We start from the raw sequence: 23,740 nt of genomic DNA, 5'->3' as shown, positions 1-23,740 counted from the left end.
AATAAACAACAATGTAATACTTTTTTCAATATCGATAAAAAGTAAAAAAAATCGCTAAAAAACACAAAATCCTGAACAAGTCAGGATTTTATAACATTTTTTTTTTATAATGTGATTATTTTATACTAGGAATAGCTACAATTTCATTAGTATTTGCAAGGTAATCAACACCTTCAAATCCAAATCCAAATAGATTTAAGAAATCTTGTTTATAACCCGCTAAATCACCTAATTCTACAAGAGATTCTGTAGTTGATTCCAGCCAAAGTTTTGCTATTTTTTCTTGTACATCGGCACGCATTTCCCAATCATCAATTCTAATTCTTCCTTTTTCATCTGTTGGAACTGTATTTCCTGTATATAATCTTTCAGCGTATAATCTCTGAATTTGCTCAATACAACCTTCGTGAATTCCTTCAGCTTTCATAATTTTGTACAATAATGAAATATATAATGGAATTACTGGAATTGCCGAACTTGCTTGTGTTACTAAAGCTTTATTAACAGAAACATAACCTTTTCCGTTGATGTCTTTTAATTTATCTGTAATTTCAAAAGCGGTAGCTTCTAAATGATCTTTTGCACGACCAATAGTTCCTTTTCTATATACAGCTTCAGTTACTTCTGGTCCAATATATGAATATGCAATTGTTGTTAATCCATCAGCTAAAACATCAGCTTCTTTTAAAGCATCAATCCACATTGCCCAATCTTCTCCACCCATAACCACAACAGTATTATCAATATCCTCTTGATTAGCTGGTTCAATCGAAACTTGCGTTACATTTCCCGTATGAAAATCAACGGTTTTGTTGGTAAAAGTTGAACCAATTGGCTTTAAAGTTGAACGATGTAAAACACCCGTAACCGGATGTTGACGCACAGGTGAAGCTAAACTGTAAATAATTAAATCAATCTGACCTAAATCTGATTTGATCATATCGATGGTTTGTTGTTTTACTTCGTTTGAAAATGCATCACCATTAATACTTTTTGCATACAAACCCGCTTTTTGAGCTTCCATTTCAAATGCCGCAGAATTGTACCAACCAGGTGAAGCAGTTTTTCCTTCTGATGGTTCTTTTTCAAAAAACACACCTATTGTTGATGCGTCAGAACCAAAAGCAGATGTAATTCTTGAAGCTAAACCAAAACCTGTTGAAGCTCCAATTACAAGAACTCTTTTGGGTCCATTAATTTTTCCTTTTGATTGTACATAAGCAATTTGATTTTTTACATTTTGTTCGCAACCTTTTGGGTGAGCTGTCAAACAAATAAATCCTCTCATTCTTGGTTCTATAATCATCTTGTAAATTTTATATTGGTTTGTAATTTTTCTAATTTGAATAACAAAAGTAGGCTAAAATTTTAATTCAGCAAAGCTTTTGCATGCTGTAAAGCCGATTCTGAAACGTCTTTTCCGGAAAGCATTTCTGCAATTTGTTGAATTCTGTCGTCTGGTGATAATAGTAATAATTCTGAAATTGTTGTCTCGCCTTGACTTCTTTTTATAACTTTATAATGTGAATTTCCTTTGGCTGCAATTTGTGGTAAATGTGTAATTGCAAAAACTTGCATGGTTTTACTCATTTCTTTCATGATTTCACCCATTTTAATAGCAATTTCACCTGAAACTCCTGTGTCAATTTCGTCAAAAATTATAGTTGGAAGTTTTGAATAGTTTGCCAAAATAGCTTTGATTGCCAACATAATTCGTGACATTTCTCCACCTGAAGCAACTTTTTTAAGTAGTCCAAAACTGGTTCCTTTATTAGCTGAAAATAGTAAACTAACTTCATCTTTTCCATTTAAAAAATAGGAAGATGTAGTTGTAATCTCAAACTGAAAATTAGCTTCTGCCATTCCTAATTGCGAAAGAATATGTTTGATTTTATCTACTAATTTTGGAACTGCATTTTTTCTATTTTCTGAAATTTTTAAAGCAATTTCATCAATTCTTAAAGTAATTTCCTGTAGTTCTTTTTGTGTTTTTAAAATAGCATTTTCCAAATCATCCACTTTCATTACTTTGCTATCTAATTCATTTTGAATCACTAATAGTTTTTCAATCGAATCAACTTGATGCTTTTTCTGTAAATTGTAAATGGTTTGCAATTTTGTATTTACCAATTCCAATCGTTCGGGATCGGCAATTATTTTTTCGTTATTTTGCTCGCATTCGTTAAAAATATCTTCTAATTCTAACAAACTACTCATTAAACGTTCATGAAGAATAGCGTAATTTGGAGAAAAAACAGAAAGTTTTTGAAGTGCTAATTTAATTTCTTTTAGATTTACCAATGTTCCAACTTGCTCCTCATTAGCAATAACTAAAATGCGTTCAAAATTTTCTTTGATAAGCTCTACATTGCTCAATTGCTCTAATTCTTGCTCTAATGTTTCTTGTTCTCCATTAGTTAAATTAGCAGCTAAAAGTTCGTTTAGCAGAAAAGAATGATATTCATGTTCTTTTTCCAACGTTTCTTTTTCGGCAATCATTTGTTTTACTTCTTTCTGTTTTGACTTGAAAGAAGTTAATATTTTTTGGTAATTAGAAATTGCATCCTGATTATTCGCAACCGCATCCAAAATTTCTAATTGATAAGCTTCTTCAGTTAATTCACGTGTTTGTTGTTGCGAATGAATATCCAATAAAAAAGAACTTAATGCTTGAAGTTCTTGAAGATTTACTGGACTATCATTAATAAAGGCTCTCGATTTTCCGGAAGGTAAAATTTCTCTTCTAATGATGGTTTTATCTTCATAATCTAAATCGTTTTCCTCAAAAAAAGGTTTCAAATTATAATTTGAAATCGAAAAGTTTGCTTCAATAATACATTTTTGTTCTTTATCTTTTAAAGAAGTTAAATCGGCTCTATTTCCAAGAACCAACCCTAAAGCTCCTAAAAGAATTGATTTTCCAGCACCAGTTTCTCCTGTAATAACAGAAAACTGATTGGAAAAATCAGTTTCGAGCGATTCAATTAACGCATAATTTTTTATGGAAAGTGAAAGTAGCATACGATTTATTTTGAATAAAAAATTATCTTATTTTATTCCATTTTTGAGAATTCAGTGGCGAAATTCTGTTTAAAGTTTCAACTAATTTTGATACATCCATTTTTGGTCCACCCGAAAAAATAGAAACAATTTCGTCTGCTTTTATATCAAAAAAAGTTCTTGTGATTAATGAATTTGTACGTGTTTTTTGAATCTCTTCTAAAACTTGAATGGCTTTAGAAACACCTTCTTTTCCTTGCAAAATATTTTCAGCCATTTTATCTACGCCTTCTCTGTGATAAAGATACATTGCCGTTCTAAAAGGTTCAAATGTATTAGAAAGCATATCTGAAATCAAGAAATTTCTATTATTATTTCCGCTTTCAGATTGGCTCCAACCTTTAAAACCGCTTGACTGAGCTACATTTACAATATTTGCAGCTATTCCTAGGTATTCTGTACCTCCTAATTTTGAAAACGAATCCATATCAATTCCAATTATTAAATTAGAATAAAAAGCTAATACAGAAACTAAATTTGAAGAAAAATTATTGGCATCATAAATCATGTTTTCAAATTCAATAAATCGAAAATTGAAATTTTTATCATTTACATTTAAAATCGGAGATGATAACGTTGAATTAAAAACAGGACGAGAAGCTTGTACTTGTAAGGTAGCTTCGAAATTATTTGAACCATAAGATGTAACATTTATGAAAAAATTACATTCAATTTTTTCAACATCTTTTACTTCATTTTCTGTCCATTTTGTATTATTTAAAAACTCTGTTATTTGTTTTTCCAAATTCTTAAACAACTGAGGGTTTCCATTATTTACTTGCTCATAATTTACAGCTACAGTAGCACGTAATTCTTGTGAAAGAGCAACATTAGTGAATAAAAAGACTAAAAGTAAAAATAGATTACGCATCATAATGTTGGATTATTTTATTAATAATATCTAAAGCAACTGCTTCTTTTGATTTTAAATCCATTGGTTCAATCTGAAAATTTTTATCAATAAAAGTAACTTTATTTGTTGGCTTACCAAAACCAGCACCTTTATCATTTAATGAATTTAAAACTATCAAATCTAAGTTTTTTTTCTGAATTTTTAGCTTAGCATGTTCAATTTCATTTTCTGTTTCCAATGCAAAACCAATTAAAAACTGCTTTTTTTTAATTGCACCTAGTGAAGCTAAGATATCTTTTGTTTTTTCTAACTCTATAGTAAACGTTGCATCATTCTTTTTTATTTTCTGATTGGCAACATTTTTTGGTTTATAATCGGCAACTGCTGCTGCTGCAATAGCAACATCAACATCAGTATAGTATTGATGGCAAGCATCGTACATTTCTTGCGCTGAGGTAACTCTAATTAAATTTACTTGAGAATTTTCTGTTTTCAAATGTGTTGGCCCAGAAATTAGAACTACTTCTGCTCCATTTTTAGCTGCTTCATTGGCAATATCAAATCCCATTTTGCCAGAAGAATGATTTCCAATAAATCGTACTGGGTCTATTGCTTCAAATGTAGGTCCAGCTGTAACTAATATTTTTTTACCTTTTAATGGTAATTTTTCTAAAATATCATTTTCTAAGAAGGCAACGATATTTTCAGGTTCTGCCATTCTTCCTTCGCCTGATAAACCACTTGCTAATTCACCATTTTCGGCAGGAATTATTGTATTTCCAAATGATTTAAGTTTGTGAAAACTATCTAAAGTTGAAGGATGCTTGTACATATCTAAATCCATTGCAGGCGCAAAATAAACTGGGCATTTTGCAGACAAATAAGTTGCTATAAGTAAATTATCACAATTTCCATTTGCCATTTTAGATAGTGTATTAGCTGTTGCTGGAGCTACGAGCATCAAATCTGCCCAAAGTCCTAGTTCTACATGATTATTCCATTCACCTGTAGCTTCTTCTTCGTTATAAAAAGTAGAATACACTGGATTTTTAGAAAGTGTAGCTAATGTTAGTGGCGTAACAAAATGCAAAGAAGCAGGCGACATTACAACTTGTACTTGTGCACCTGCTTTTATAAAAAGTCTAACCAAATTGGCTGTTTTGTAAGCAGCTATACCACCAGATACACCTAGCAAGATTTTTTTACCGCTTAAAACAGACATATTGAATTATTTAGAGTCTCTGTAGTATATTTTACCTTCTTCCCACTCTTGTACTGCTAAAGCGTGAGGTTTTGGTAATTTTTCATAGAATTTTGAAACTTCAATTTGCTCTTTGTTTTCAAAAACTTCTTCTAAACTATCGTTGTAAGTAGCAAACTCTTCTAATTTTTCGATTAATTCCTTTTTGATTTCGGTATTAATTTGATTAGCGCGTTTAGCCATGATAGTTATCGCTTCATAAATGTTTCCAGTAGGCTCTTCTAATTTACTTTTATTGTAAGTAATAGTGTTTACAGGAGCATTTGTTTTCTTTAAATCCATGATTTAGTTTTATTTAGAAAATTGTTGTAATTCTTTTTCAATTTCAGCTAACATTTTGTCAGCTTCTTCTTTGTACTCTGAAGCGCTGTTGAATTTCATCAAACTGCTATGAGTTGTTTTAGCATAAGCTAAACGTTCTTGTTTTTTAGATTCAATACTATTTATTGCTAATTTGTATGCCGAATCCAATCTGTAATATAATGCTTGTTCTTTAAAAGGTGTTCCTGGATAATCTGAAATAAAATTTTCTAATGCTTTTAAAGCACCTTTAAAATCAGAAATAGTATTGTATTGTTTTGCAATTTCAAATGCTTTCTTTTCTTGTTTTTCTCTTAACTCCTTTACATAAACGTTTGCTTTTTCTAAATATTCAGAACTTGGATAAACATCAATGAAACGCTGTAATTTATCTAAAGCTTTTTGAGTATCTACTTGATCCAAACTATACACAGGTGATAATCTGTAAAAACATTCAGCTGCTAAAAATGCTGCTTCTTCCCTTTTTTCGCTCTTTGGATAGGTTGCAACAAAATTTTCAAATTGATAACCTGCTAGATAATATTGTTCTGATTTATACAATGAATTTGAATACAAAAAAAACATGCGCTCAGCACTTGGTTTTCCTTTGTATGCTGGAGCAATTTGCTCGTATAAACGTATTGCTTTTGTGTATTTTCCTGCTTCATACATTTTATTTGCTGCTTCACTTTTAACAGCAACATCATCAGACTTTAACGCTTTTTGATATTGACTGCAAGATGCAAACAAAACAGATACAAGAAGGAAACTAAAAATTTTATTCATTTGTTTTACTTTTAACTTTTTAAATACCCATAAATCGATACCTAAAAAAGCAACTGCAAATTTAGATATAATTTACTTACTATAAAAATCTTTTTTTTAACTTAATTTTTTAGTGAAATTATGCAATCTTAAAGCTAAATCTTCATTTACATTTACTAAAGGTAATCGCATAGTGTTCTCTGACAAGCCTAATGTTTTAAAGACTTCTTTGATTCCTCCAGGATTTCCTTGTTCGAAAATCATGTCAATACTATCAGCTAAAAGATAATGCAATTTGTAGGCTTCGTCTACTTTTCGTTGTAAACCTAAACGTACCATTTCTGAAAATTCTTTTGGAAAACCTTCACCAATTACTGAAATTACTCCTGCTCCACCCGCTAAAACCATTGGTAAAGTAATCATATCATCTCCAGAAATTACTAAAAACCCTTCTGGTTTATTTTGAATTAATTTCATTGCCTGAACAATATCACCTGCAGCTTCTTTGATTCCGATGATGTTTTTAAAATCATTTGCTAATCTAATTACTGTTGATGGCAACATATTACTTGCTGTTCTACCTGGAACATTGTACACAATTACTGGAATTGGAGATGCTTCAGCAACTGCTTTAAAATGCTGATAAATTCCTTCTTGCGTAGGTTTGTTGTAATATGGAGAAACCGATAAAATAGCCGAAAAATTAGAAAAATCTCTAGTTTTTAATTCTTCAACAACTTTCATGGTATTATTTCCGCCAACTCCTAAAACCAAAGGCAATCTTCGGTTATTAGCTTTAACAATTGTATCAATTACTAACTCTTTTTCATCTTGAGAAAGCGTTGCTGTTTCTGCAGTGGTTCCTAAAACCACAAGATATTCAACTCCTCCATCAATTACATAATTTACAATTCTTGTTAAGGCTTCAACATCAACCGAAAAATCTTTTTTAAATGGCGTAACAAGTGCAACACCAGTTCCTATAAATGATTGCATTTTTATATTTTGTTTAAAATTTTTAAATATTTGAATAATTCCGATGTAAATTCTTTATAATTATCAACTAATTCTTTAACAATAAAATGATTTACTCTTTTATCAACTGTATCAAATCCTACTTTAAAATTTGCCTTAGATTTAATAGACAAAAGTAAAATTCCATATTTATTTACATCATAATAGTTTATCAATAAATCAAATGGTTTTTCTAAAAAGTCAACTACTTCAGGCTTGTTAATTTCTCCAGAAAGCGAAATGTTTTTTAACGACAAAAAAGGTTCACTAATCACTTCTTTTGATTTGATTTTATCTTTATAAACTAAAATTGTAATTTGCTCTTTTCTAAAACCTTGACTTAAAATCGCTTCAACTAAACTTGCTGTATTTGAAAAATAAGTTTCATCAACTAACAATCCAATTGTTTCAATTTTTTGGTGTTCTAAAAGCGGTTGCTGATTTTGTAACCTTTTAGTAACGTTTTTTTTTAGGAAAAAATTCTTTAAAATCTTATAAAACATAGTATTTTTACATCTCGGACAAAATTATAAATTAAGTCTTTTATTATGATTGTAAATGTAAAAAAGAATACGATATCTTTTCGTTATTTTGTTATATTATTAACATTTAGTTGTTTCTTTTCGTGTAAAACTAATGAATATTATAATTATAAAGTTGAAGGTAAGAAAATTGGAGTAACTGCAGAAAAAGGAGAAAATACTCAAATTGAAAGCTATATTGCTCCATATCGAGAACATATTAAAAAAGATTTAGATAGTGTTTTAGCATTTTCGCCCGAAACTTTAGATAAAAGTAAAGGCAAATGGCAAACCACTATTGGTAATTTATTAGCACAAGTAGTTTTTGATTTTGGAAACCCAATTTTTCAAAAAAGAGAAAATAAATCCATCGATATATGTCTTTTAAATCATGGCGGCATTCGTTCCATTATTCCACAAGGAAATGTAACAACAAGAACTGCATTTGAAGTAATGCCTTTTGAAAACAGCCTAATTATTGTGGGATTAAAAGGTAGCAAGGTGAAAGAAATGGCAACTTATTTAATGACCGAAAAAAAGCCACATCCACTTTATGGAATTAAAATTTTTGTAAACAAAGATAATTTGAATGTTAACCGAATCGAAATCAACAGAAAACCCGTTGAAGACGATAAAATATATTATGTTGCAACATCTGATTATCTTTCAAATGGCGGTGACAACATGACTTTTTTCAAAGAAAGTGAACTGAAATTTGACATGGATTACAAGTTGCGAAATATGCTGATTGACTATTTCAAAAAAGTAGATACATTACCTGTAATTACTGATGAAAAGATTATTTTAGAATAACTTAACCTAAAAACATGAAAAGAAGAGATTTTATCCAAAAAACAGCTGCAAGCTCTGTAGTATTAGGGTTAAGTAATATAGGAATTAATACTATTATTTCACCAGAAACCAAAAAAATTACAATACTTCATACCAATGATGTGCACAGCCATATTGATCCTTTTCCAGCAGATCATCCTCGAAATGCAAATATGGGTGGCGCTGCCCGAAGAGCGGCTTTAATTGAAAGCATTAGAAAAGAGGAAGAAAATGTGTTGTTGTTAGATGCTGGCGATATTTTTCAAGGAACACCTTACTTTAATTACTATGGTGGCGAATTAGAATTCAAATTAATGAGCATGATGCAATATGATTTAGCAACTATGGGAAATCATGATTTTGATAACGGAATTGATGGATTTTATGCGCAGTTACCACATGCAGAATTTGAATTTGTATCTGCAAACTATGATTTTAAAAACACTGTTTTAAACGAGATTGTAAAACCTTACAAGATTTTCAATAAAGACGGAATCAAGATTGGGATTTTTGGCTTAGGTGTTGAACTTGATGGTTTGGTTGATAAAAAACTATACAAAGAAACCGTTTACAATAACCCCATTGAAGTGGCACAAGACATGACAAAAATTCTAAAAGAAGAACAAAAATGCGATTTGGTCATTTGTCTTTCTCACTTAGGATATTCCTATAAAAATGAACCTTACAAAGTTTCCGATTTAGAATTGGCGAAGAAAACAAAAAATATTGATTTAATAATTGGAGGTCACACACACACCTTTTTAGAAAAACCTGTGGTTGAAAAAAATAGCGAAGGAAAAGATGTTTTAATTAACCAAGTAGGTTGTTATGGTATTAATTTAGGTAAAATCGATTTTTATTTTTCTAATGATAAAACGATAAAAAATAGTGGTAAAAATATTATGGTGTAATTTTTAATTCATTTTTAAAAAATCACTTTTTCCATAAATTTTGAATCGAGTTCTGTAAATAAAATAACAAACAAATAGAAAGTAAGATGATTGTTGTGAAATTACATTAATTAATTTTAATGCAATAACGTCTTTCATTTTTTCAGAAAAAATAAAAAACAAATCCGAAACAATAAAACTTGTTACCATTAAAACCATAAATAAAATGGTTCTGTTATTGAAATTAAACTGAATTAGAAAAGTTATAATTCCCATTACAAATAATAAAATTCCATACATTATATAAATACTAAATTCAAATTGAGATGTTTCATTAATAAACGATAAAACATTGTACAAAAGGTAGAATAAGAGTAATAAAACAATGTAGAAGGAAAGATTATTTATACTATATTTTTTCTTTTTTAAGTAATATAAAAAATCTTGACATAAGAAATAAGTAACAATGAAATAAGGAATTCCAAAGCAAATTAAACCTGGAATCAAAAAATCTGAAGCGCTGATTAAATACAATATTTCGCCAATAAAAAAAGATAAAATAGAAACCGAAAACAATAAATTAACCCTTCCTTTAACCGAAATAAAATAAAAATAATAGATTGATGGAATAATAATTGGTCTTGAAAATAATTCTAAATTTGGGCTATCAAAAAAAATTGAAACAACATATAAAATAAGTGCTCCAAAATACAAAACCAATGCCGAATTTAGATTAGCCATCTATCATATTTTTAAAATCGGTTTCCGAAATTATTGCAATTTTTAATTGATTTGCTTTTTCTAATTTTGATGGTCCCATATTATCACCCGCAATTACATAATCGGTTTTTGATGAAATTGAACTTCCTACTTTTCCACCGTTATCCTCGATGGCTTTTTTGAGTTCGTCTCTCGAATAAATTTCAAAAACTCCTGAAACTACAAAGGTTTTTCCAGAAATCGATACAGATTCATTTTCAGAATAGTTTATTTTGCTTTTAGAAACTAAATTTTGAACAAAATAGTTATTCCTTTTCTGTTTATTTATTTCTTCTCCAAATCTTTGTTCAACTTTACTTAAGTCTAACTTATCTTTAAATTTGGAAAATACAAAACCACAAACAAAAGCGTCTTCAAGTGCATTATGATAATTATTTTGCTCAATTGAAAAATATTCTGCCAATGATGATAATTTATAATTATCTAAATTTAATAAATTTCTCGCAATTGTAAGTGTACAAAACGATTTAAAATTTGGTTTAAGTAATTGATAATGATCCAATGTTTTCTCTAAAATAGAAATATCAGTACTTGCGTTGTGTGCTACAATGATTTTATCATGAAAAAAATATTTAATTTCATCCCAAATTTGACTAAACTCCCTCTCATTAACAACATCTTCTAAATAAATTCCATTTATCCTTGAATTGATAGGATTGAATTTTAAATCAATCGGTTTTATCAAAGAATAATATTCTTTAACAGGCACACCATCTATAAATTCAATTATGCCTATTGAACATGGAATATGCCCATAAGAAGTTTCAAAATCAATGGCTACAAAATTCGTTATCATTTTAATAAATCATAAAATTCTTGTTCTGAAATCATTTTAATATTATCCTTTAAAGCCTTATCTCTTTTTGCAGGTCCCATACTTTCTCCAACTATCAGATAAGACAAAGATTTTGATAATCCTGAAACAACTTTTCCACCATTTTCCTCAATTTTTTGTTTTAGGTCATCTCTACTAATACTAAATGTTCCAGAGTAAACAAATGTAAGGTTTTCAAGTTTTTTAGAAACATATTCCTTTTCTTCAATTTCAAAAACCAAACCAGTATCAATTAATCTTCTTATTATTGCTAAATTCAAATTATTTGCAAAGAAATCAACAATGTTTCTTGCAGTGGAACCTCCTACATCGCGTATTAGAATTAAATCTTCATATTTAGCACTAATCAAATTATCAATATTTTTAAAATGAGATGCAAGATTTTTGGCTCCAACTTCTCCCACATCTTTAATACCTATTGCAAAAAGAACTTTTTCAAATGGCATTTCTTTAGATTTATCTATTGATTCAATTATGACCATAGCAGATTTTTCCTTAATTCCAACTCTATTCCTATCTGATATACTAACTACAAAACTTTCAAATTTTGAATCTAATCTTAAATCTTTGATGTCTAATAAATTATCTATAAACCTCAATTTATCAAGTTCATCCTTTAAAAATATATCATTATAGAAATAATTAGGAAATTTTAATTCTAATAAATAGTTGAGTGAAACATAACCATTATAACTAAAATACCTTTCTTTTTCAACAAAATTTTTTGCTGAATTTAAGCAATCTAAAAATTTTCTAAATTTTCTTGTTTCAACTTGAATATCATTATAATTAATATTAAAAACATCATTTAATGATGTTATTTTTTTAGCTATCTCATTTGCTTCAATTAAGGTTAAATTACCCCAACTTTTTGAAAGACCATAAATTGCTTTATCTAATTTAACTTGTAATTGATTATTATTCTTTAATCCCGCATCATCATTATCTAACCACTTCTCTAAACCAAAAATATCTTCATAATTTAAGAAATATAAGTCCGAATAATCTATAATCTTATTATTTGAGTATAATAATTCTATAGTACCACCACCTAAGCTATCAATATTCATAGCCTTTTTACTTACGAAATGTTTAATTCTTCCAATAATCTGCGGTGGACAACCATAAAAATTTGGACAAAAATGATTTGCCTCGCCTTCGCTTCTAACCAATTCTGTTTGGCATTCTGGACAATGAGTAATGTATTTTGTTGGCTCGGCTTGATTTCCTCTTTGAGCTACTGCTATAATCTTCGGGATGATTTCACCACCTTTTTCTACGAAAACTTCATCGCCAATTCGTATATCTAATTTCTCGATTTGGTCAGCATTATGTAAAGATGCACGTTTTACAATTGTACCCGCCAATTGTACGGGTTCTAAATTCGCAACTGGAGTAATCGCACCTGTACGCCCAACTTGATATGAAATCGAATTTAATTTCGTAGTTACTTGTTCGGCTTTAAACTTATATGCCATCGCCCAACGTGGAGATTTTGCAGTAAAACCTAATTCATCTTGATGCTGTAAATTATTGACTTTAATAACCACTCCATCTGTTTCATAAGGTAAATCGTGACGGTGTTTATCCCAATAATTAATGTATTCAAAAACTTCATTAAGATTTTTGGCTAATTTAGATTGTTTTGGCACTTTAAATCCCCAATCTCTGGCTTTTTGTAAACCTTCGAATTGCGTTTTGAATGGTAAATTATTTCCAATTACGAAGTACAACAAACAATCTAAAGGACGTTTTGCTACTTCGGCACTGTCTTGCAATTTTAAACTTCCGGAAGCGGTATTTCTTGGGTTTGAATAAGGTGTTTCGCCAATTTCAATCAATTCTTGATTCATTTTCTCAAATCCAGCAAACGGAAGAATGATTTCTCCGCGAATGTCAAACTTCTCTGGAAAATCACCTTTTAAATGAATTGGTACAGCTTTTATGGTTTTGATATTATTCGTAACATCATCGCCTTGAAAACCATCTCCACGCGTTACTGCGCGAACTAAACGACCATTTTCATAACTGATACTAATTGATGCACCATCGTATTTTAATTCGCAAGTATATTCTAACGGAACATCGCCTAAAACCTTTTGAATTCGGGTTTCCCAATCTTGCAAATCTTCGATTGAATAGGAATTATCCAACGAATACATGCGATATTCGTGTTTTATGGTTTCAAAATTTTTGGTCACCATTCCTCCTACTCTTTGAGTTGGCGAATTTTCATCAAAAAAATCAGGATGTTGCGCTTCTAAATCTTGTAATTGTTTTAGTTTTTGATCAAATTCAAAATCAGAAATTGTGGGTTTATCCAACACATAATAGTTGTAATTATGCTGATTTAATTCGTCTCTTAAATTCTTAATAGTATCTAAAACGCTCATATTTACTGATTGATTAGGCTGTCTAATTTGGTAAACAATTCTCCTTTACTGATGATTCCACCTTGTTTGATGATTTCAAACAACGATTCATTTCTGTTTTTTGATAAGTCTTTCTTACCTCTTGTAATTTCTACATCATCGGAAAATAAATTTTCAGACAACCAATGAATTCCATCGGCAGAAACAAAATCAATTTGTGGATTATTGGTTTTAATTACGAAAGAGAAAACCGCATTTTGCATACATTTAAAAAGAAAAATATAGTTTTTAGAAAAATGATCAATGTGAGTAACATTCGTCAGTGCTTTTTCCCAAATCATATCGGAAAAAACATCAATCTCTTGTTCGGCAATGTGTGGTTTATTTTGTTTGATTTCATCCCATTCTTTTTTATCTATCGATTGTGTAGCTAAAAAAGTAATGAATTCTGGATGTAATTCTTCTAATTGCTCTTTGGTTAATCTTGCGTACTTCATGTAGTAATTTTATAAAGTAAAGATAAAAAAAAAGCCCCGATAAAATCGGAGCTAATTTATATTTTAAGAAAAATTATGCTTTTTCACCTACGATTTCGTATGGTAATTCAACAATAACATCTCTGTGTAATCTTACGCTTGCAGTATATTTACCTACACGTTTTACTACACCGCTAGTAACGAATTTTCTATCAATTGAATGACCGTTAGCTTCTAATGCTTCAACAATGTTAGCGTTAGTAACTGAACCAAACAATTTATCACCACCTGCTTTAGCAGTAATTTTAATTTCTAAAGCTTTTAATGCTTCAGCTAAAGATTTTGCATCAGCAACGATTTTAGCTTCTTTGTGTGCTTTTTGCTTAAGGTTTTCAGCTAAAACTTTTTTAGCAGAAGGAGTAGCTAAAATAGCAGCACCTTGAGGAATTAAGAAGTTACGTCCGTATCCGTTTTTCACAGTTACTACATCATCTTTAAATCCTAAATTTTGAACGTCTTGTTTTAAGATAAGTTCCATGTTGTTGTCCTTTTAATTAGAAGTTAGCCCGCCAATGGCGAAGCAACAACTATTTGTTAAATATTATTTTAATAAATCGGCCACGTATGGCATTAAAGCTAAGTGACGAGCTCTTTTAACAGCTACAGAAACTTTTCTTTGGTATTTTAATGAAGTACCTGTTAAACGTCTTGGTAAAATTTTACCTTGCTCGTTAACAAATTTCAATAAAAAGTCTGCGTCTTTATAATCGATATATTTAATACCTGATTTTTTGAAACGACAATACTTTTTAGTTTTGTTTGTATCAATGTTTAAAGGCGTAAGATATCTGATATCTCCGTCTTTTTTCCCTTTTGCAGATTGCTCTAATGTAGACATGATTAGTTTGTTTTAGATTTTAATTTTGCTCTTCTTCTCTCTGCCCAAGAAATTGCATGTTTGTCTAAAGACACAGTTAAGAAACGCATAACACGCTCGTCACGACGGAATTCAGTTTCAAATGCAATAATGATTTCAGCTGGCGCTTTGAATTCGAATAAGTGGTAAAATCCACTTTTCTTGTGTTGAATTTCGTAAGCTAATTTTTTTAAGCCCCAATCTTCTTTCGATACCATCTCAGACCCTTTAGAAGTAAGAAAATCTTCAAACTTGCTTACTGTTTCCTTTACCTGTTGTTCAGATAAAACGGGATTCAAGATGAAAACAGTTTCATAATGATTCATAATCTTTATATTTATTGTTATAAAATTGGGTGCAAAAATAGTAATTTTATTCAAATAATCAAGTATAAATCAAATAAAAATTTTACTGCTTAAAAACTTGTTTTGTTACATTATTTATTATACTTTTAACTTTATAAAAATTACATGCCCATGAAGTTGAATTGTATTGTTGTTGATGATAGTGCTATCCAAAGAATTACTATCACAAAATTAGTAAACGAATCAACATTATTGAACTTAATTGGTGACTTTGCTAATGCCTTAGAAGCTAAAAATTGTATTAATAACAATACGATTGATTTGATATTTCTTGATATTGAAATGCCTCTTATTAATGGTTTTGACCTATTAGATGGTTTAAAAACGAAACCACAAATTATATTTATTACATCAAAAGCTGATTATGCTGTAAAAGCATTTGATTATGAAGCTACCGATTTTTTACAAAAACCAATTTCAAAAGAACGCTTTAATAAAGCTGTAAAAAAAGCTACTGAAATGCACGCACTTCGTTATGAAAATCACGAAGACCAAGGCGAAAGTATTGTAATTAAAAGTAATTTAAAGAAATTAAAAGTTTATTTGTCACGAATTAAGTGGATTGAAGCCTATGGTGATTATATCAAAGTAGTTACTGATGATGAAAGTCATTTAGTATTATCAACTATGAAAGGTTTTGAAAAAGAACTTCCTGTTGGAAAATTCATTCGAGTACATAAATCCTATATTATCAATTTAGATCGAGTGGAAAAATTCAATAGTAAATTTGCAGAAATAGGAACAACTAAAATTCCGTTGAGCAGAAATAAGAAGGAAGAAATTGTAAAAGCAATTGAAAATTCTTAATATACATCTACATTTACAGTAATCTTAATAGAACGATATTGCGGAATAGCTTCAAAACTATTTCGCATTTTGTTTATAATGGTTTTAGTTTGTCCCAAATTTGAATTTACAGGAATTTTTACCATAATCGTTCTTATGTATTCATTACGAATTCGATTAATCGCTGGTTCTTCTGGTCCTAGAACAGGAATAGGCAAACTTTGCACCAATACATTGTAAAACCAAAGCGAACCTTCTTTCAACTTATCAAAATCACGGTGTTTTAAAGTCAGCTTTATCAAACGAAAGAAAGGTGGATATTTGAAATTTTGGCGTTCATAAATTTGCTCCTTGTACATTGACATGTAATCATTACTCAAAACCTGCTGAATTGTATTATGATACGGATTAAAAGTCTGAATTAATACTTTACCTTTTTTTTCAGAACGTCCTGCCCTACCCGAAACTTGTGTCATCATTTGAAATGCTCTTTCGTAAGCTCTAAAATTTGGTTGATTCAATAAATTATCCGCATTTAAAATTCCAACTAATGTAACGTTATCAAAATCTAAACCTTTGGCAAGCATTTGAGTTCCTACCAAAACATCGATTTCTCTATTTTTGAACGAATCAATTATTTTTTCAAAACCAAATTTTCCTCGAGTCGTATCCTGGTCCATTCTTCCGATATTTTTCTCAGGAAAAAGCGTTTTCAATTCCATTTCGATTTGTTCAGTTCCAAAACCCTTGGTAGTTAAATCCACAGATTGACAGCTGTGACAATGCGTAGGATTTGCAATCGAATAACCACAATAATGACAACGCAATTGGTTTTTGAATTTGTAATAGGTCAAACTCACATCGCAACTAGGACAATGTGGCACATGTCCACATGTCATACATTCCACATAAGGCGAAAATCCTCTGCGGTTTTGAAACAAAATAACTTGCTCACCATTAGACAACGTTTCTGTAATTGCTTCCAGAAGTTCATCTGAAAAATGTCCGGTCATTCTTTTTCTAAAATACTTGTCTTTTATATCAATAAGCAAAATTTCAGGTAAAACCACATTTCCATAACGTACTTTTAATTCGGTTAAACCGTATTTCTTTGATTGCACATTATAAAAAGATTCTAAACTTGGAGTAGCACTTCCTAAAAGCACTTTTGCATTATGTTGCTTTGCTAAAACAATGGCTGCATCTCTTGCATGATATCTTGGCGCTGGGTCATGTTGTTTATAGGTTTGCTCGTGTTCTTCGTCAACAATAATACATCCTAAATTTGAAAATGGTAAAAACAAAGCACTTCGAACACCTATTACAACTTTTGCTTTTGGCGAATTTTCTAACACTTGATTCCAAACCTCTATTCGCTCGTTATTGGTGTATTTCGAATGGAAAACTGCGACTTCATTTCCGAAATAAGCTGTTAATCGTTGGACTAATTGTGTGGTTAAAGCAATTTCAGGCAATAAAAACAAAACTTGTTTGCCATCCTTAATATATTGCTCTAAAAGTTTGATGTAAATTTCGGTTTTACCTGAAGCCGTAACGCCGTGTAATAAATTCACATCAAAGGTTTTAAAATTTTCTTGAATACTATCGAAAGCTTCTTGTTGGGCTTCACTTAACGTGAATTGACTATCATCTTCTTTATCGAAAGTAACTCTATCTTGTGCTATGTAATATTCTTCGAAAATCGTTTTATCTACCAACGATTTTACTATTGCAGATGAACTTCCGGAAGTTTCAATTAGTTTTTTTACTGAAATTGGTACTTTTTCACGAGCTTGCAATTGAAAATAATGCAAAACCAATTCGCGTTGTTTTTTGGCTTTGGACAAAACTTCTAATAATTCGGCTAATTGTTCTTGTTGCAAAAAAGAATCATGTAGTTTGATGTATCGCACTAACTTCGGTTTATACTGTTCCGAAATTTCTTCTTGTAACACCAAAGCGCCTTTTGCTAATAGTCTGTTTATAATTGGAAAAACCGTTTTCTTGCCTAAAATTTTAATCACATCTTGAACTGTAATTGATGATTGGCTTTTTAAGGCTTCCAAAATTAGATACTCATCATCCTTTAAATCATACGAATCTATTTCAGTATTTTCTTTTGCCGAAATAATTGTCTCACTTTCCAATATGTATCCTGAAGGCAATGCACTTCTAAAAACCTCACCAAGCGAACACATATAATAAGAAGCAATCCATTTCCAATGTTCGATTTGATGAAGATTTACAACAGGTTTTTCATCTAAAATTTGATGTATTTCTTTGGCTTCGTATAATTGAGGTGGTGTGTTATTCTTATCTAAAACTAATGCGGTATAAATTTTTGTTTTACCAAACGGAACAGCTACTCGCATTCCAATTTGAATGTAGTTAAATTCTGCTTCCGAAACCTCATAAGTAAAGGTTTTAGAAACGGCTAAAGGTAAAACAACTTCGATAAAATACAACATAGAACAAATATAGTTGGAAAAAGAGAATAGAGAAAAGAAAAAAGACAAAAGATAAATACATCAATAAAAAAGCGTCCTCTATTGAGAACGCTTTTGTTTTATATTTTTAATTGAAAAATTATTTCCCTAGCATAGCAGATTTTAAATCCGCATCGGCTGGTTTATCACATAACCAAATTCCGAATAAAGCTTTTTTGAAATCGTGTCCTTCGATTGTTCCTTTTTTAACTCCGTTTTTAAATACTACTACACCTTCGTTTGGTACATTCATAATAATAAATACGTCGCCTTTTTTAATTTCTTCTTTAAAGAAACCTTTGAATTTATCAATTTTAGCTTTTAAAGGTGCTGTTTTTTTACCTGTTGAGTTTTCGAAACCTTCGTTTATAGCAGAAATCATTTTATCAGAAGTAATCATTCCTGAAATGATATTTAATTTTATCGCTCCAGCATCTTTACTGTCCATAATGTCTTTTGCACTTGAACTCTTTTTTGGTAAATATAAAGAACCAACGTACAAATCTATCCACATTTTTTCTCTTGTTCCAGCTCCGTTTAAAACTAAACTTTGTCCTTCTAAAGACAACTTTTCATCTACTTTAACTCCTGAAACAGTTTTTTGTGCATTAACAGTTAATGTTGTTGCAATAAGCACTAAAAAGGTGATAATTTGTTTTTTCATAATAATTCGTTTTAATTTTTGTTAAATATATAAATTTTTTCTTTTCAATTTTGAAATAGTCGCATTAAGTTCGAAACCTAAAAGTAAAACCATGCAATTGATCCAGATGTAAAACATTAATACAAGAAGCGTACCAATTGAACCATACAATTCATTGTAGCGTGCAAATTTTTCAACATATACCCCAAATATATAAGAAGATAGGATAATTAAAATTGTTGTAAAAACAGCACCGTAACTAATAAACGATATTTTAGAAGTTTCTTTTGCGCCAAATTTATAAAGAACCGAAGTGGTAACTAAAATCATTAAAATAATGAAAATATATCGACTCCATTCTATTAGAGCAACATCTGCAATATAGCCATGAATATTGATTTTCTGAATCATTACTTCGGCTATTACGATAGCAGCAACTGTGACAATTAAGATTAATGATAACACTAATGAAATCGCCAAGGAAATAAAATACTGTCTAAAAAAACCTCTTGTAACCGTTATATGTTCCGACATTTCAAATCCGCCTAAAATTGCATTGATTCCGTTAGTCATTAATAAAATAGACAAAATAAAACCCGAAGAAAGCAAACCTTGGTGACTGGTTCCCATAATATCTTTAAGAATCATTTCGATGGCATCATACGTATTTGGCGGAACACCATCTTCTACAAATTCTAAAAAATCGGCTTGAAAATTTTCTAATGGAATAAACGGAATTAAATTCAGAATAAATAAGGCAAAAGGAAATAATGCCATAAAGAAACTAAATGCAATAGCACTGGCTCTGTATGAAAAAGCGCCTTTGAAAATTCCTAAAACATACATTTCCAAAATATCATACAACGATAAGCCTTCTAAAGTTTTTAATTTTATTGCTTTAGTAAGCACAACCAATTGTTTTACAATAGGAATTTTATTAAGTTTATTTTCTATTTCTTCAGACATTAATTATAGTGCTTTTAAGCTTAAATCCATATTATAAACCGAATGTGTTAATGCGCCAGAAGAAATATAATTTACACCACATTCTGCATAATTGCGAATGGTTTTTTCATTAATATTTCCTGATGATTCTGTTAAACATTGCGTTCCAATCATTTGAACAGCTTTCTTAGTCGTTTCGTAATCGAAATTATCTAATAAAATTCGGTAAACACCACCAGCATTTAAAATTTGTTGCACTTCGTCTAAATTTCTGGCTTCGACAATGATTTTTAAATCTTTATTTTTATCAATTAAATATTGTTTTGTTTTTGCAATTGCTTGTGGAATTCCACCAGCAAAATCGTTATGATTGTCTTTCAACATAATCATATCATACAACGCAAAACGGTGATTTTCTCCACCACCAATTTTCACTGACCATTTTTCGATGGCACGAATTCCTGGTGTGGTTTTTCTAGTATCTAAAATTTTAGTATTTGTTCCTACTAATAAATCAACAAACATTTTGGTTTTTGTTGCGATAGCACTCATTCGTTGCATCGAATTCAACACCAAACGCTCTGCTTTCAAAATTGATTGCGAACTTCCTGAAACATGAAAAACAACATCACCATATTTTACTCTTTCACCATCATTGATAAAAGTTTCCACTTTCATGTCTTTATCTACATAATGAAAAATCATTTTGGCAAATTCTACTCCAGCAATAATGCCTTCATCTTTAACTAATAACTTCGCTTTTCCTTGAGCTGAAGCGGGAATACATGCGAGTGAACTATGATCGCCATCTCCAACATCTTCACGAATGGCATTACTAATGATTAATTCTAATTCTTTTTGAAATTGCGCTTCTGAAATCATGGTTTGTAAATTGAATTGCTAATGTAAGAAATCCTTTGAAGTTTAAAAAATATTGAGCCCGTAAAAAACAAAAAACTCCCAGATAAATCTGAGAGTTTCTTTATGATTGAATTTAAAATTCGATTAAGATAAAGCTGCTTTAACTTGGTCAGCTGCTTCTTGGAATTGAACTGCAGATAAAATTGGCATACCTGAATTATCGATTAATTCTTTAGCAATTTCTGCGTTTGTTCCTTGTAAACGAACGATGATTGGCACTGTAATAGCGTCACCCATGTTTTTGTAAGCATCAACAACACCTTGAGCAACACGATCACAACGAACGATACCACCAAAAATGTTAATTAAAATAGCTTTTACGTTAGGATCTTTTAAGATAATACGGAAAGCCGTTTCAACACGTTTCGCATCAGCAGTTCCACCTACGTCTAAGAAGTTAGCTGGTTCAAAACCTGCATACTTAATTAAATCCATAGTAGCCATTGCTAAACCAGCACCGTTTACCATACAACCTACAGTTCCATCTAAATCTACGTAGTTTAATCCTACTTCTTTAGCTTCTACTTCGATTGGATTTTCTTCTCTAACGTCTCTCATTTCAGCATATTTTTGTTGTCTGAATAAAGCGTTATCGTCGATATTTACTTTAGCATCAACTGCTAAGATTTTATTGTCAGATGTTTTTAATACAGGGTTGATTTCAAACATAGATGAATCAGAGCCGATATACGCTTTGTATAAAGCATCGATAAATTTCACCATTTCTTTGAAAGCTTCTCCAGATAAACCTAAATTAAAAGCAATTTTTCTAGCTTGGAAACCTTGTAATCCGTAAGCAGGATCAATTTCTTCTGTAAAGATTAAGTGTGGCGTGTGCTCAGCAACTTCTTCGATATCCATTCCACCTTCTGTAGAATACATAATCATATTACGTCCAGTAGCTCTGTTTAATAAAACAGAAACATAGAATTCAGAAGTTTCGCTTTCACCAGGATAATAAACGTCTTCAGCAATTAAAACTTTGTGAACTGTTTTTCCTTCTGGTGGAGTTTGTGGTGTAATTAACTGCATTCCGATGATTTGCTCAGAAATTTCAGTTACTTGGTCTAAGTTTTTAGCTAACTTAACTCCTCCACCTTTTCCTCTACCTCCAGCATGGATTTGTGCTTTTACTACGTACCAACTTGTACCTGTTTCTGTAGTTAATTGTTTTGCTGCAGCTACCGCCTCAACTGGATTGTTTGCAACAATACCACGTTGAACACGTACTCCATAACTAGCTAGGATTTCTTTACCCTGATATTCGTGTATGTTCATAATTGTTATGCGTTTATCTTGTTTAAAAAAGTGCAACAAAAATAGCAAAGTAATTTTTAATGGACTAACTTTTTTTGGTTTAATTTGGGAATTTGGTATACATATATTACAAAAAAAAGATGAGAATAAAATTATACAATGTTATAAATTAAACATTTTGTTATATTTTGTTATTTAATGTTGTAAAAATTGTAAGAAATAAATATTGAATTACTTTTGCACCAAATAAAATAATAATGAAATCAGAAGTATTACATCAATTAGCAACAGAATTTGGAAGTCCACTTTATGTTTATGATGCAGAAAAAATTGCCTCACAATATCAACGTTTGACAAGCGCTTTTAGTAAAGTTGAACGTTTTAAGGTGCATTATGCTGTTAAGGCATTGTCTAACGTTTCGGTTTTAAAATATTTAAAAAGTTTGGGTTCCGCTTTAGATACAGTATCTATTCAAGAAGTACAATTGGGATTACATGCAGGTTTTGAACCAAACCATATTATTTATACACCAAACGGTGTTTCAATGGAAGAAATTGAAACGGTAGCGGCTTTAGGTGTTCAAATTAACATCGATAATTTATCAATTTTAGAACAATTTGGCACAAAACACCCAACTATTCCTGTTTGTATTCGAATTAATCCGCATGTAATGGCAGGTGGAAATGCTAATATTTCTGTGGGACACATTGATAGTAAATTTGGAATTTCGATTCATCAATTGCCTCATATTTTGAGAATTATTGAAAATACAAAAATGCATATCAATGGAATCCACATGCATACAGGTTCTGATATTTTAGATGTAGAAGTATTTTTATATGCAGCCGAAATCTTATTTGAAACGGCTAAAAATTTCCCAGCATTAGATTTTATAGATTTTGGAAGCGGATTTAAAGTGCCTTATAAAAAAGGAGATATTGAAACTAATGTGGAAGAATTTGGAAAAAAATTAACAAAACGCTTTTTAGCTTTCGAAAAAGAATACGGTCGTCCATTGACTTTAGCTTTTGAGCCTGGAAAATTCTTGGTCAGCGAAGCTGGTTATTTCCTAGCAAAAGTAAATGTAGTAAAACAAACTACTTCGACAGTTTTTGCTGGAATTGATTCGGGATTCAATCATTTGATTCGCCCGATGCTATATGGAGCGCAACATCATATCGAAAATATTTCCAATCCGAAAGGAAAAGAACGTTACTACTCGGTAGTAGGTTATATCTGCGAAACCGACACTTTTGCAAGCAACCGAAGAATTACAGAAATTCACGAAGGTGATATTTTATGTTTCCGAAACGCAGGCGCATATTGCTTTTCAATGGCCTCTAACTACAACTCACGACTAAAACCAGCCGAAGTGTTATGGAAAGACGGAAAAGGACACTTAATCAGAGAACGCGAAACGTTTGATGATATTTTAAAAAATCAAGTAATGCTTGAAATTTAG

Annotated in this window: 23 protein-coding genes and 2 pseudogenes; 4 read left to right on the top strand and 21 right to left on the bottom strand. The window is 30.5% G+C overall.

Going from position 1 to position 23,740, the window contains the following annotated elements:
* Positions 1-115: 115 nt before the first annotated feature.
* From fabV to M9Q43_RS03515, 8 genes are all read right to left on the bottom strand, one after another.
* A complete protein-coding gene (gene fabV, locus M9Q43_RS03550; RefSeq protein ID WP_262317602.1) occupies positions 116-1,306 on the bottom strand; it encodes an enoyl-ACP reductase FabV in 1,191 nt (396 codons plus the stop codon).
* A 62-nt stretch (positions 1,307-1,368) separates the two neighbouring features.
* Positions 1,369-3,021, bottom strand: coding sequence for a DNA repair protein RecN (gene recN, locus M9Q43_RS03545; RefSeq protein WP_262317601.1), 1,653 nt, complete (start codon positions 3,019-3,021; stop codon positions 1,369-1,371).
* A gap of 22 nt (positions 3,022-3,043) precedes the next feature.
* Positions 3,044-3,934, bottom strand: coding sequence for a type IX secretion system protein PorD (gene porD, locus M9Q43_RS03540; protein ID WP_262317600.1), 891 nt, complete (start codon positions 3,932-3,934; stop codon positions 3,044-3,046).
* Complete coding sequence (gene coaBC / locus M9Q43_RS03535) at positions 3,924-5,135, bottom strand: bifunctional phosphopantothenoylcysteine decarboxylase/phosphopantothenate--cysteine ligase CoaBC (RefSeq protein ID WP_262317599.1); 1,212 nt, start codon at positions 5,133-5,135, stop codon at positions 3,924-3,926. Before coaBC ends, porD begins: the two co-directional genes overlap by 11 nt.
* 6 nt (positions 5,136-5,141) lie before the next feature.
* Positions 5,142-5,456, bottom strand: coding sequence for a DNA-directed RNA polymerase subunit omega (locus M9Q43_RS03530; RefSeq protein ID WP_166235835.1), 315 nt, complete (start codon positions 5,454-5,456; stop codon positions 5,142-5,144).
* Between the two features lie 9 nt (positions 5,457-5,465).
* Entirely contained in the window at positions 5,466-6,260 is a 795-nt protein-coding gene (locus M9Q43_RS03525) for an outer membrane protein assembly factor BamD (protein ID WP_262317598.1), read from the bottom strand.
* Between the two features lie 96 nt (positions 6,261-6,356).
* Entirely contained in the window at positions 6,357-7,235 is an 879-nt protein-coding gene (dapA, locus tag M9Q43_RS03520; protein WP_262317597.1) for a 4-hydroxy-tetrahydrodipicolinate synthase, read from the bottom strand.
* A 2-nt stretch (positions 7,236-7,237) separates the two neighbouring features.
* Positions 7,238-7,756, bottom strand: a complete 519-nt coding sequence (locus M9Q43_RS03515; RefSeq protein ID WP_262317596.1) for a DUF6913 domain-containing protein — start codon at positions 7,754-7,756, stop codon at positions 7,238-7,240.
* Between the two features lie 45 nt (positions 7,757-7,801).
* On the opposite strand from M9Q43_RS03515, the gene M9Q43_RS03510 reads away from it, so the two are divergent.
* Complete coding sequence (locus M9Q43_RS03510) at positions 7,802-8,587, top strand: 5'-nucleotidase C-terminal domain-containing protein (RefSeq protein WP_262317595.1); 786 nt, start codon at positions 7,802-7,804, stop codon at positions 8,585-8,587.
* A 14-nt stretch (positions 8,588-8,601) separates the two neighbouring features.
* Positions 8,602-9,516: a bifunctional metallophosphatase/5'-nucleotidase gene (locus tag M9Q43_RS03505; RefSeq protein WP_262317594.1), complete on the top strand. Its 915-nt coding sequence runs from the start codon at positions 8,602-8,604 to the stop codon at positions 9,514-9,516.
* Positions 9,517-9,519: 3 nt separating this feature from the next.
* Here the strand turns inward: M9Q43_RS03505 and M9Q43_RS03500 are convergent, their stop codons facing one another.
* From M9Q43_RS03500 to rpsF, 8 genes and pseudogenes are all read right to left on the bottom strand, one after another.
* The gene (locus tag M9Q43_RS03500; RefSeq protein WP_262317593.1) at positions 9,520-10,236 is read right to left on the bottom strand and encodes a hypothetical protein; all 717 of its coding nucleotides are present in this window, start codon (positions 10,234-10,236) and stop codon (positions 9,520-9,522) included.
* A pseudogene (locus M9Q43_RS03495) lies at positions 10,229-10,450 on the bottom strand (BRCT domain-containing protein); the annotation flags it as partial. The pseudogene M9Q43_RS03495 and the gene M9Q43_RS03500, both read right to left, overlap by 8 nt.
* A 177-nt stretch (positions 10,451-10,627) precedes the next feature.
* A pseudogene (locus M9Q43_RS03490) lies at positions 10,628-11,071 on the bottom strand (exonuclease domain-containing protein); the annotation flags it as partial.
* Positions 11,068-13,503 (bottom strand): NAD-dependent DNA ligase LigA, encoded by a 2,436-nt coding sequence (gene ligA / locus M9Q43_RS03485; RefSeq protein WP_262317592.1) that lies wholly within the window; start codon positions 13,501-13,503, stop codon positions 11,068-11,070. The gene ligA and the pseudogene M9Q43_RS03490, both read right to left, overlap by 4 nt.
* Positions 13,504-13,505: 2 nt before the next feature.
* Positions 13,506-13,979, bottom strand: a complete 474-nt coding sequence (locus tag M9Q43_RS03480) for a DUF6495 family protein (protein WP_262317591.1) — start codon at positions 13,977-13,979, stop codon at positions 13,506-13,508.
* A gap of 73 nt (positions 13,980-14,052) precedes the next feature.
* Complete coding sequence (gene rplI / locus M9Q43_RS03475; RefSeq protein ID WP_262317590.1) at positions 14,053-14,496, bottom strand: 50S ribosomal protein L9; 444 nt, start codon at positions 14,494-14,496, stop codon at positions 14,053-14,055.
* A gap of 63 nt (positions 14,497-14,559) precedes the next feature.
* Positions 14,560-14,856: a 30S ribosomal protein S18 gene (gene rpsR, locus M9Q43_RS03470; RefSeq protein ID WP_008253655.1), complete on the bottom strand. Its 297-nt coding sequence runs from the start codon at positions 14,854-14,856 to the stop codon at positions 14,560-14,562.
* Between the two features lie 2 nt (positions 14,857-14,858).
* The gene (gene rpsF, locus M9Q43_RS03465; protein WP_166235845.1) at positions 14,859-15,200 is read right to left on the bottom strand and encodes a 30S ribosomal protein S6; all 342 of its coding nucleotides are present in this window, start codon (positions 15,198-15,200) and stop codon (positions 14,859-14,861) included.
* A gap of 150 nt (positions 15,201-15,350) precedes the next feature.
* Between rpsF and M9Q43_RS03460 the strand changes: the two genes are divergently transcribed.
* Complete coding sequence (locus M9Q43_RS03460) at positions 15,351-16,046, top strand: LytR/AlgR family response regulator transcription factor (RefSeq protein WP_262317589.1); 696 nt, start codon at positions 15,351-15,353, stop codon at positions 16,044-16,046.
* Here M9Q43_RS03460 and priA read toward each other — a convergent pair.
* The 5 genes from priA to sucC all read right to left on the bottom strand — a co-directional run bounded on the left by priA (position 16,043) and on the right by sucC (position 22,298).
* The gene (gene priA / locus M9Q43_RS03455) at positions 16,043-18,493 is read right to left on the bottom strand and encodes a replication restart helicase PriA (protein ID WP_262317588.1); all 2,451 of its coding nucleotides are present in this window, start codon (positions 18,491-18,493) and stop codon (positions 16,043-16,045) included. The genes M9Q43_RS03460 and priA overlap by 4 nt on opposite strands.
* A 118-nt stretch (positions 18,494-18,611) precedes the next feature.
* The gene (locus M9Q43_RS03450) at positions 18,612-19,175 is read right to left on the bottom strand and encodes a chalcone isomerase family protein (protein ID WP_262317587.1); all 564 of its coding nucleotides are present in this window, start codon (positions 19,173-19,175) and stop codon (positions 18,612-18,614) included.
* Positions 19,176-19,196: 21 nt separating this feature from the next.
* Positions 19,197-20,120 carry a YihY/virulence factor BrkB family protein gene (locus M9Q43_RS03445; RefSeq protein ID WP_262317586.1) on the bottom strand — a complete coding sequence of 308 codons (924 nt, stop codon included), beginning with the start codon at positions 20,118-20,120 and terminating at the stop codon, positions 19,197-19,199.
* A 3-nt stretch (positions 20,121-20,123) separates the two neighbouring features.
* Positions 20,124-20,981: a carboxylating nicotinate-nucleotide diphosphorylase gene (gene nadC / locus M9Q43_RS03440; protein WP_262317585.1), complete on the bottom strand. Its 858-nt coding sequence runs from the start codon at positions 20,979-20,981 to the stop codon at positions 20,124-20,126.
* A gap of 123 nt (positions 20,982-21,104) precedes the next feature.
* On the bottom strand, positions 21,105-22,298 hold the full coding sequence (gene sucC / locus M9Q43_RS03435; RefSeq protein ID WP_262317584.1) for an ADP-forming succinate--CoA ligase subunit beta: 1,194 nt from the start codon (positions 22,296-22,298) through the stop codon (positions 21,105-21,107).
* Positions 22,299-22,534: 236 nt separating this feature from the next.
* On the opposite strand from sucC, the gene lysA reads away from it, so the two are divergent.
* Complete coding sequence (gene lysA, locus M9Q43_RS03430) at positions 22,535-23,740, top strand: diaminopimelate decarboxylase (RefSeq protein WP_262317583.1); 1,206 nt, start codon at positions 22,535-22,537, stop codon at positions 23,738-23,740.

Source organism: Flavobacterium odoriferum, assembly GCF_025499515.1.
GTDB classification, from domain to species: Bacteria; Bacteroidota; Bacteroidia; order Flavobacteriales; family Flavobacteriaceae; genus Flavobacterium; species Flavobacterium odoriferum.
Note: the sequence above shows the minus strand (reverse complement) of the source record. Positions and strands in the feature narration are given on the sequence as shown.

What these genes read in the sequence shown, in the direction of transcription:
- ligA (WP_262317592.1), bottom strand. Translation starts at nt 13,503, where the DNA reads ATGAGCGTTTTAGATACTATTAAGAATTTAAGAGACGAATTAAATCAG.
- rpsF (WP_166235845.1), bottom strand. Translation starts at nt 15,200, where the DNA reads ATGAATCATTATGAAACTGTTTTCATCTTGAATCCCGTTTTATCTGAA.
- sucC (WP_262317584.1), bottom strand. Translation starts at nt 22,298, where the DNA reads ATGAACATACACGAATATCAGGGTAAAGAAATCCTAGCTAGTTATGGA.
- dapA (WP_262317597.1), bottom strand. Translation starts at nt 7,235, where the DNA reads ATGCAATCATTTATAGGAACTGGTGTTGCACTTGTTACGCCATTTAAA.
- M9Q43_RS03450 (WP_262317587.1), bottom strand. Translation starts at nt 19,175, where the DNA reads ATGAAAAAACAAATTATCACCTTTTTAGTGCTTATTGCAACAACATTA.
- priA (WP_262317588.1), bottom strand. Translation starts at nt 18,493, where the DNA reads ATGTTGTATTTTATCGAAGTTGTTTTACCTTTAGCCGTTTCTAAAACC.
- rplI (WP_262317590.1), bottom strand. Translation starts at nt 14,496, where the DNA reads ATGGAACTTATCTTAAAACAAGACGTTCAAAATTTAGGATTTAAAGAT.
- M9Q43_RS03510 (WP_262317595.1), top strand. Translation starts at nt 7,802, where the DNA reads ATGATTGTAAATGTAAAAAAGAATACGATATCTTTTCGTTATTTTGTT.
- fabV (WP_262317602.1), bottom strand. Translation starts at nt 1,306, where the DNA reads ATGATTATAGAACCAAGAATGAGAGGATTTATTTGTTTGACAGCTCAC.
- M9Q43_RS03480 (WP_262317591.1), bottom strand. Translation starts at nt 13,979, where the DNA reads ATGAAGTACGCAAGATTAACCAAAGAGCAATTAGAAGAATTACATCCA.
- M9Q43_RS03525 (WP_262317598.1), bottom strand. Translation starts at nt 6,260, where the DNA reads ATGAATAAAATTTTTAGTTTCCTTCTTGTATCTGTTTTGTTTGCATCT.
- M9Q43_RS03530 (WP_166235835.1), bottom strand. Translation starts at nt 5,456, where the DNA reads ATGGATTTAAAGAAAACAAATGCTCCTGTAAACACTATTACTTACAAT.
- lysA (WP_262317583.1), top strand. Translation starts at nt 22,535, where the DNA reads ATGAAATCAGAAGTATTACATCAATTAGCAACAGAATTTGGAAGTCCA.
- M9Q43_RS03515 (WP_262317596.1), bottom strand. Translation starts at nt 7,756, where the DNA reads ATGTTTTATAAGATTTTAAAGAATTTTTTCCTAAAAAAAAACGTTACT.
- porD (WP_262317600.1), bottom strand. Translation starts at nt 3,934, where the DNA reads ATGATGCGTAATCTATTTTTACTTTTAGTCTTTTTATTCACTAATGTT.
- M9Q43_RS03460 (WP_262317589.1), top strand. Translation starts at nt 15,351, where the DNA reads ATGAAGTTGAATTGTATTGTTGTTGATGATAGTGCTATCCAAAGAATT.
- nadC (WP_262317585.1), bottom strand. Translation starts at nt 20,981, where the DNA reads ATGATTTCAGAAGCGCAATTTCAAAAAGAATTAGAATTAATCATTAGT.
- recN (WP_262317601.1), bottom strand. Translation starts at nt 3,021, where the DNA reads ATGCTACTTTCACTTTCCATAAAAAATTATGCGTTAATTGAATCGCTC.
- M9Q43_RS03505 (WP_262317594.1), top strand. Translation starts at nt 8,602, where the DNA reads ATGAAAAGAAGAGATTTTATCCAAAAAACAGCTGCAAGCTCTGTAGTA.
- M9Q43_RS03500 (WP_262317593.1), bottom strand. Translation starts at nt 10,236, where the DNA reads ATGGCTAATCTAAATTCGGCATTGGTTTTGTATTTTGGAGCACTTATT.
- coaBC (WP_262317599.1), bottom strand. Translation starts at nt 5,135, where the DNA reads ATGTCTGTTTTAAGCGGTAAAAAAATCTTGCTAGGTGTATCTGGTGGT.
- M9Q43_RS03445 (WP_262317586.1), bottom strand. Translation starts at nt 20,120, where the DNA reads ATGTCTGAAGAAATAGAAAATAAACTTAATAAAATTCCTATTGTAAAA.
- rpsR (WP_008253655.1), bottom strand. Translation starts at nt 14,856, where the DNA reads ATGTCTACATTAGAGCAATCTGCAAAAGGGAAAAAAGACGGAGATATC.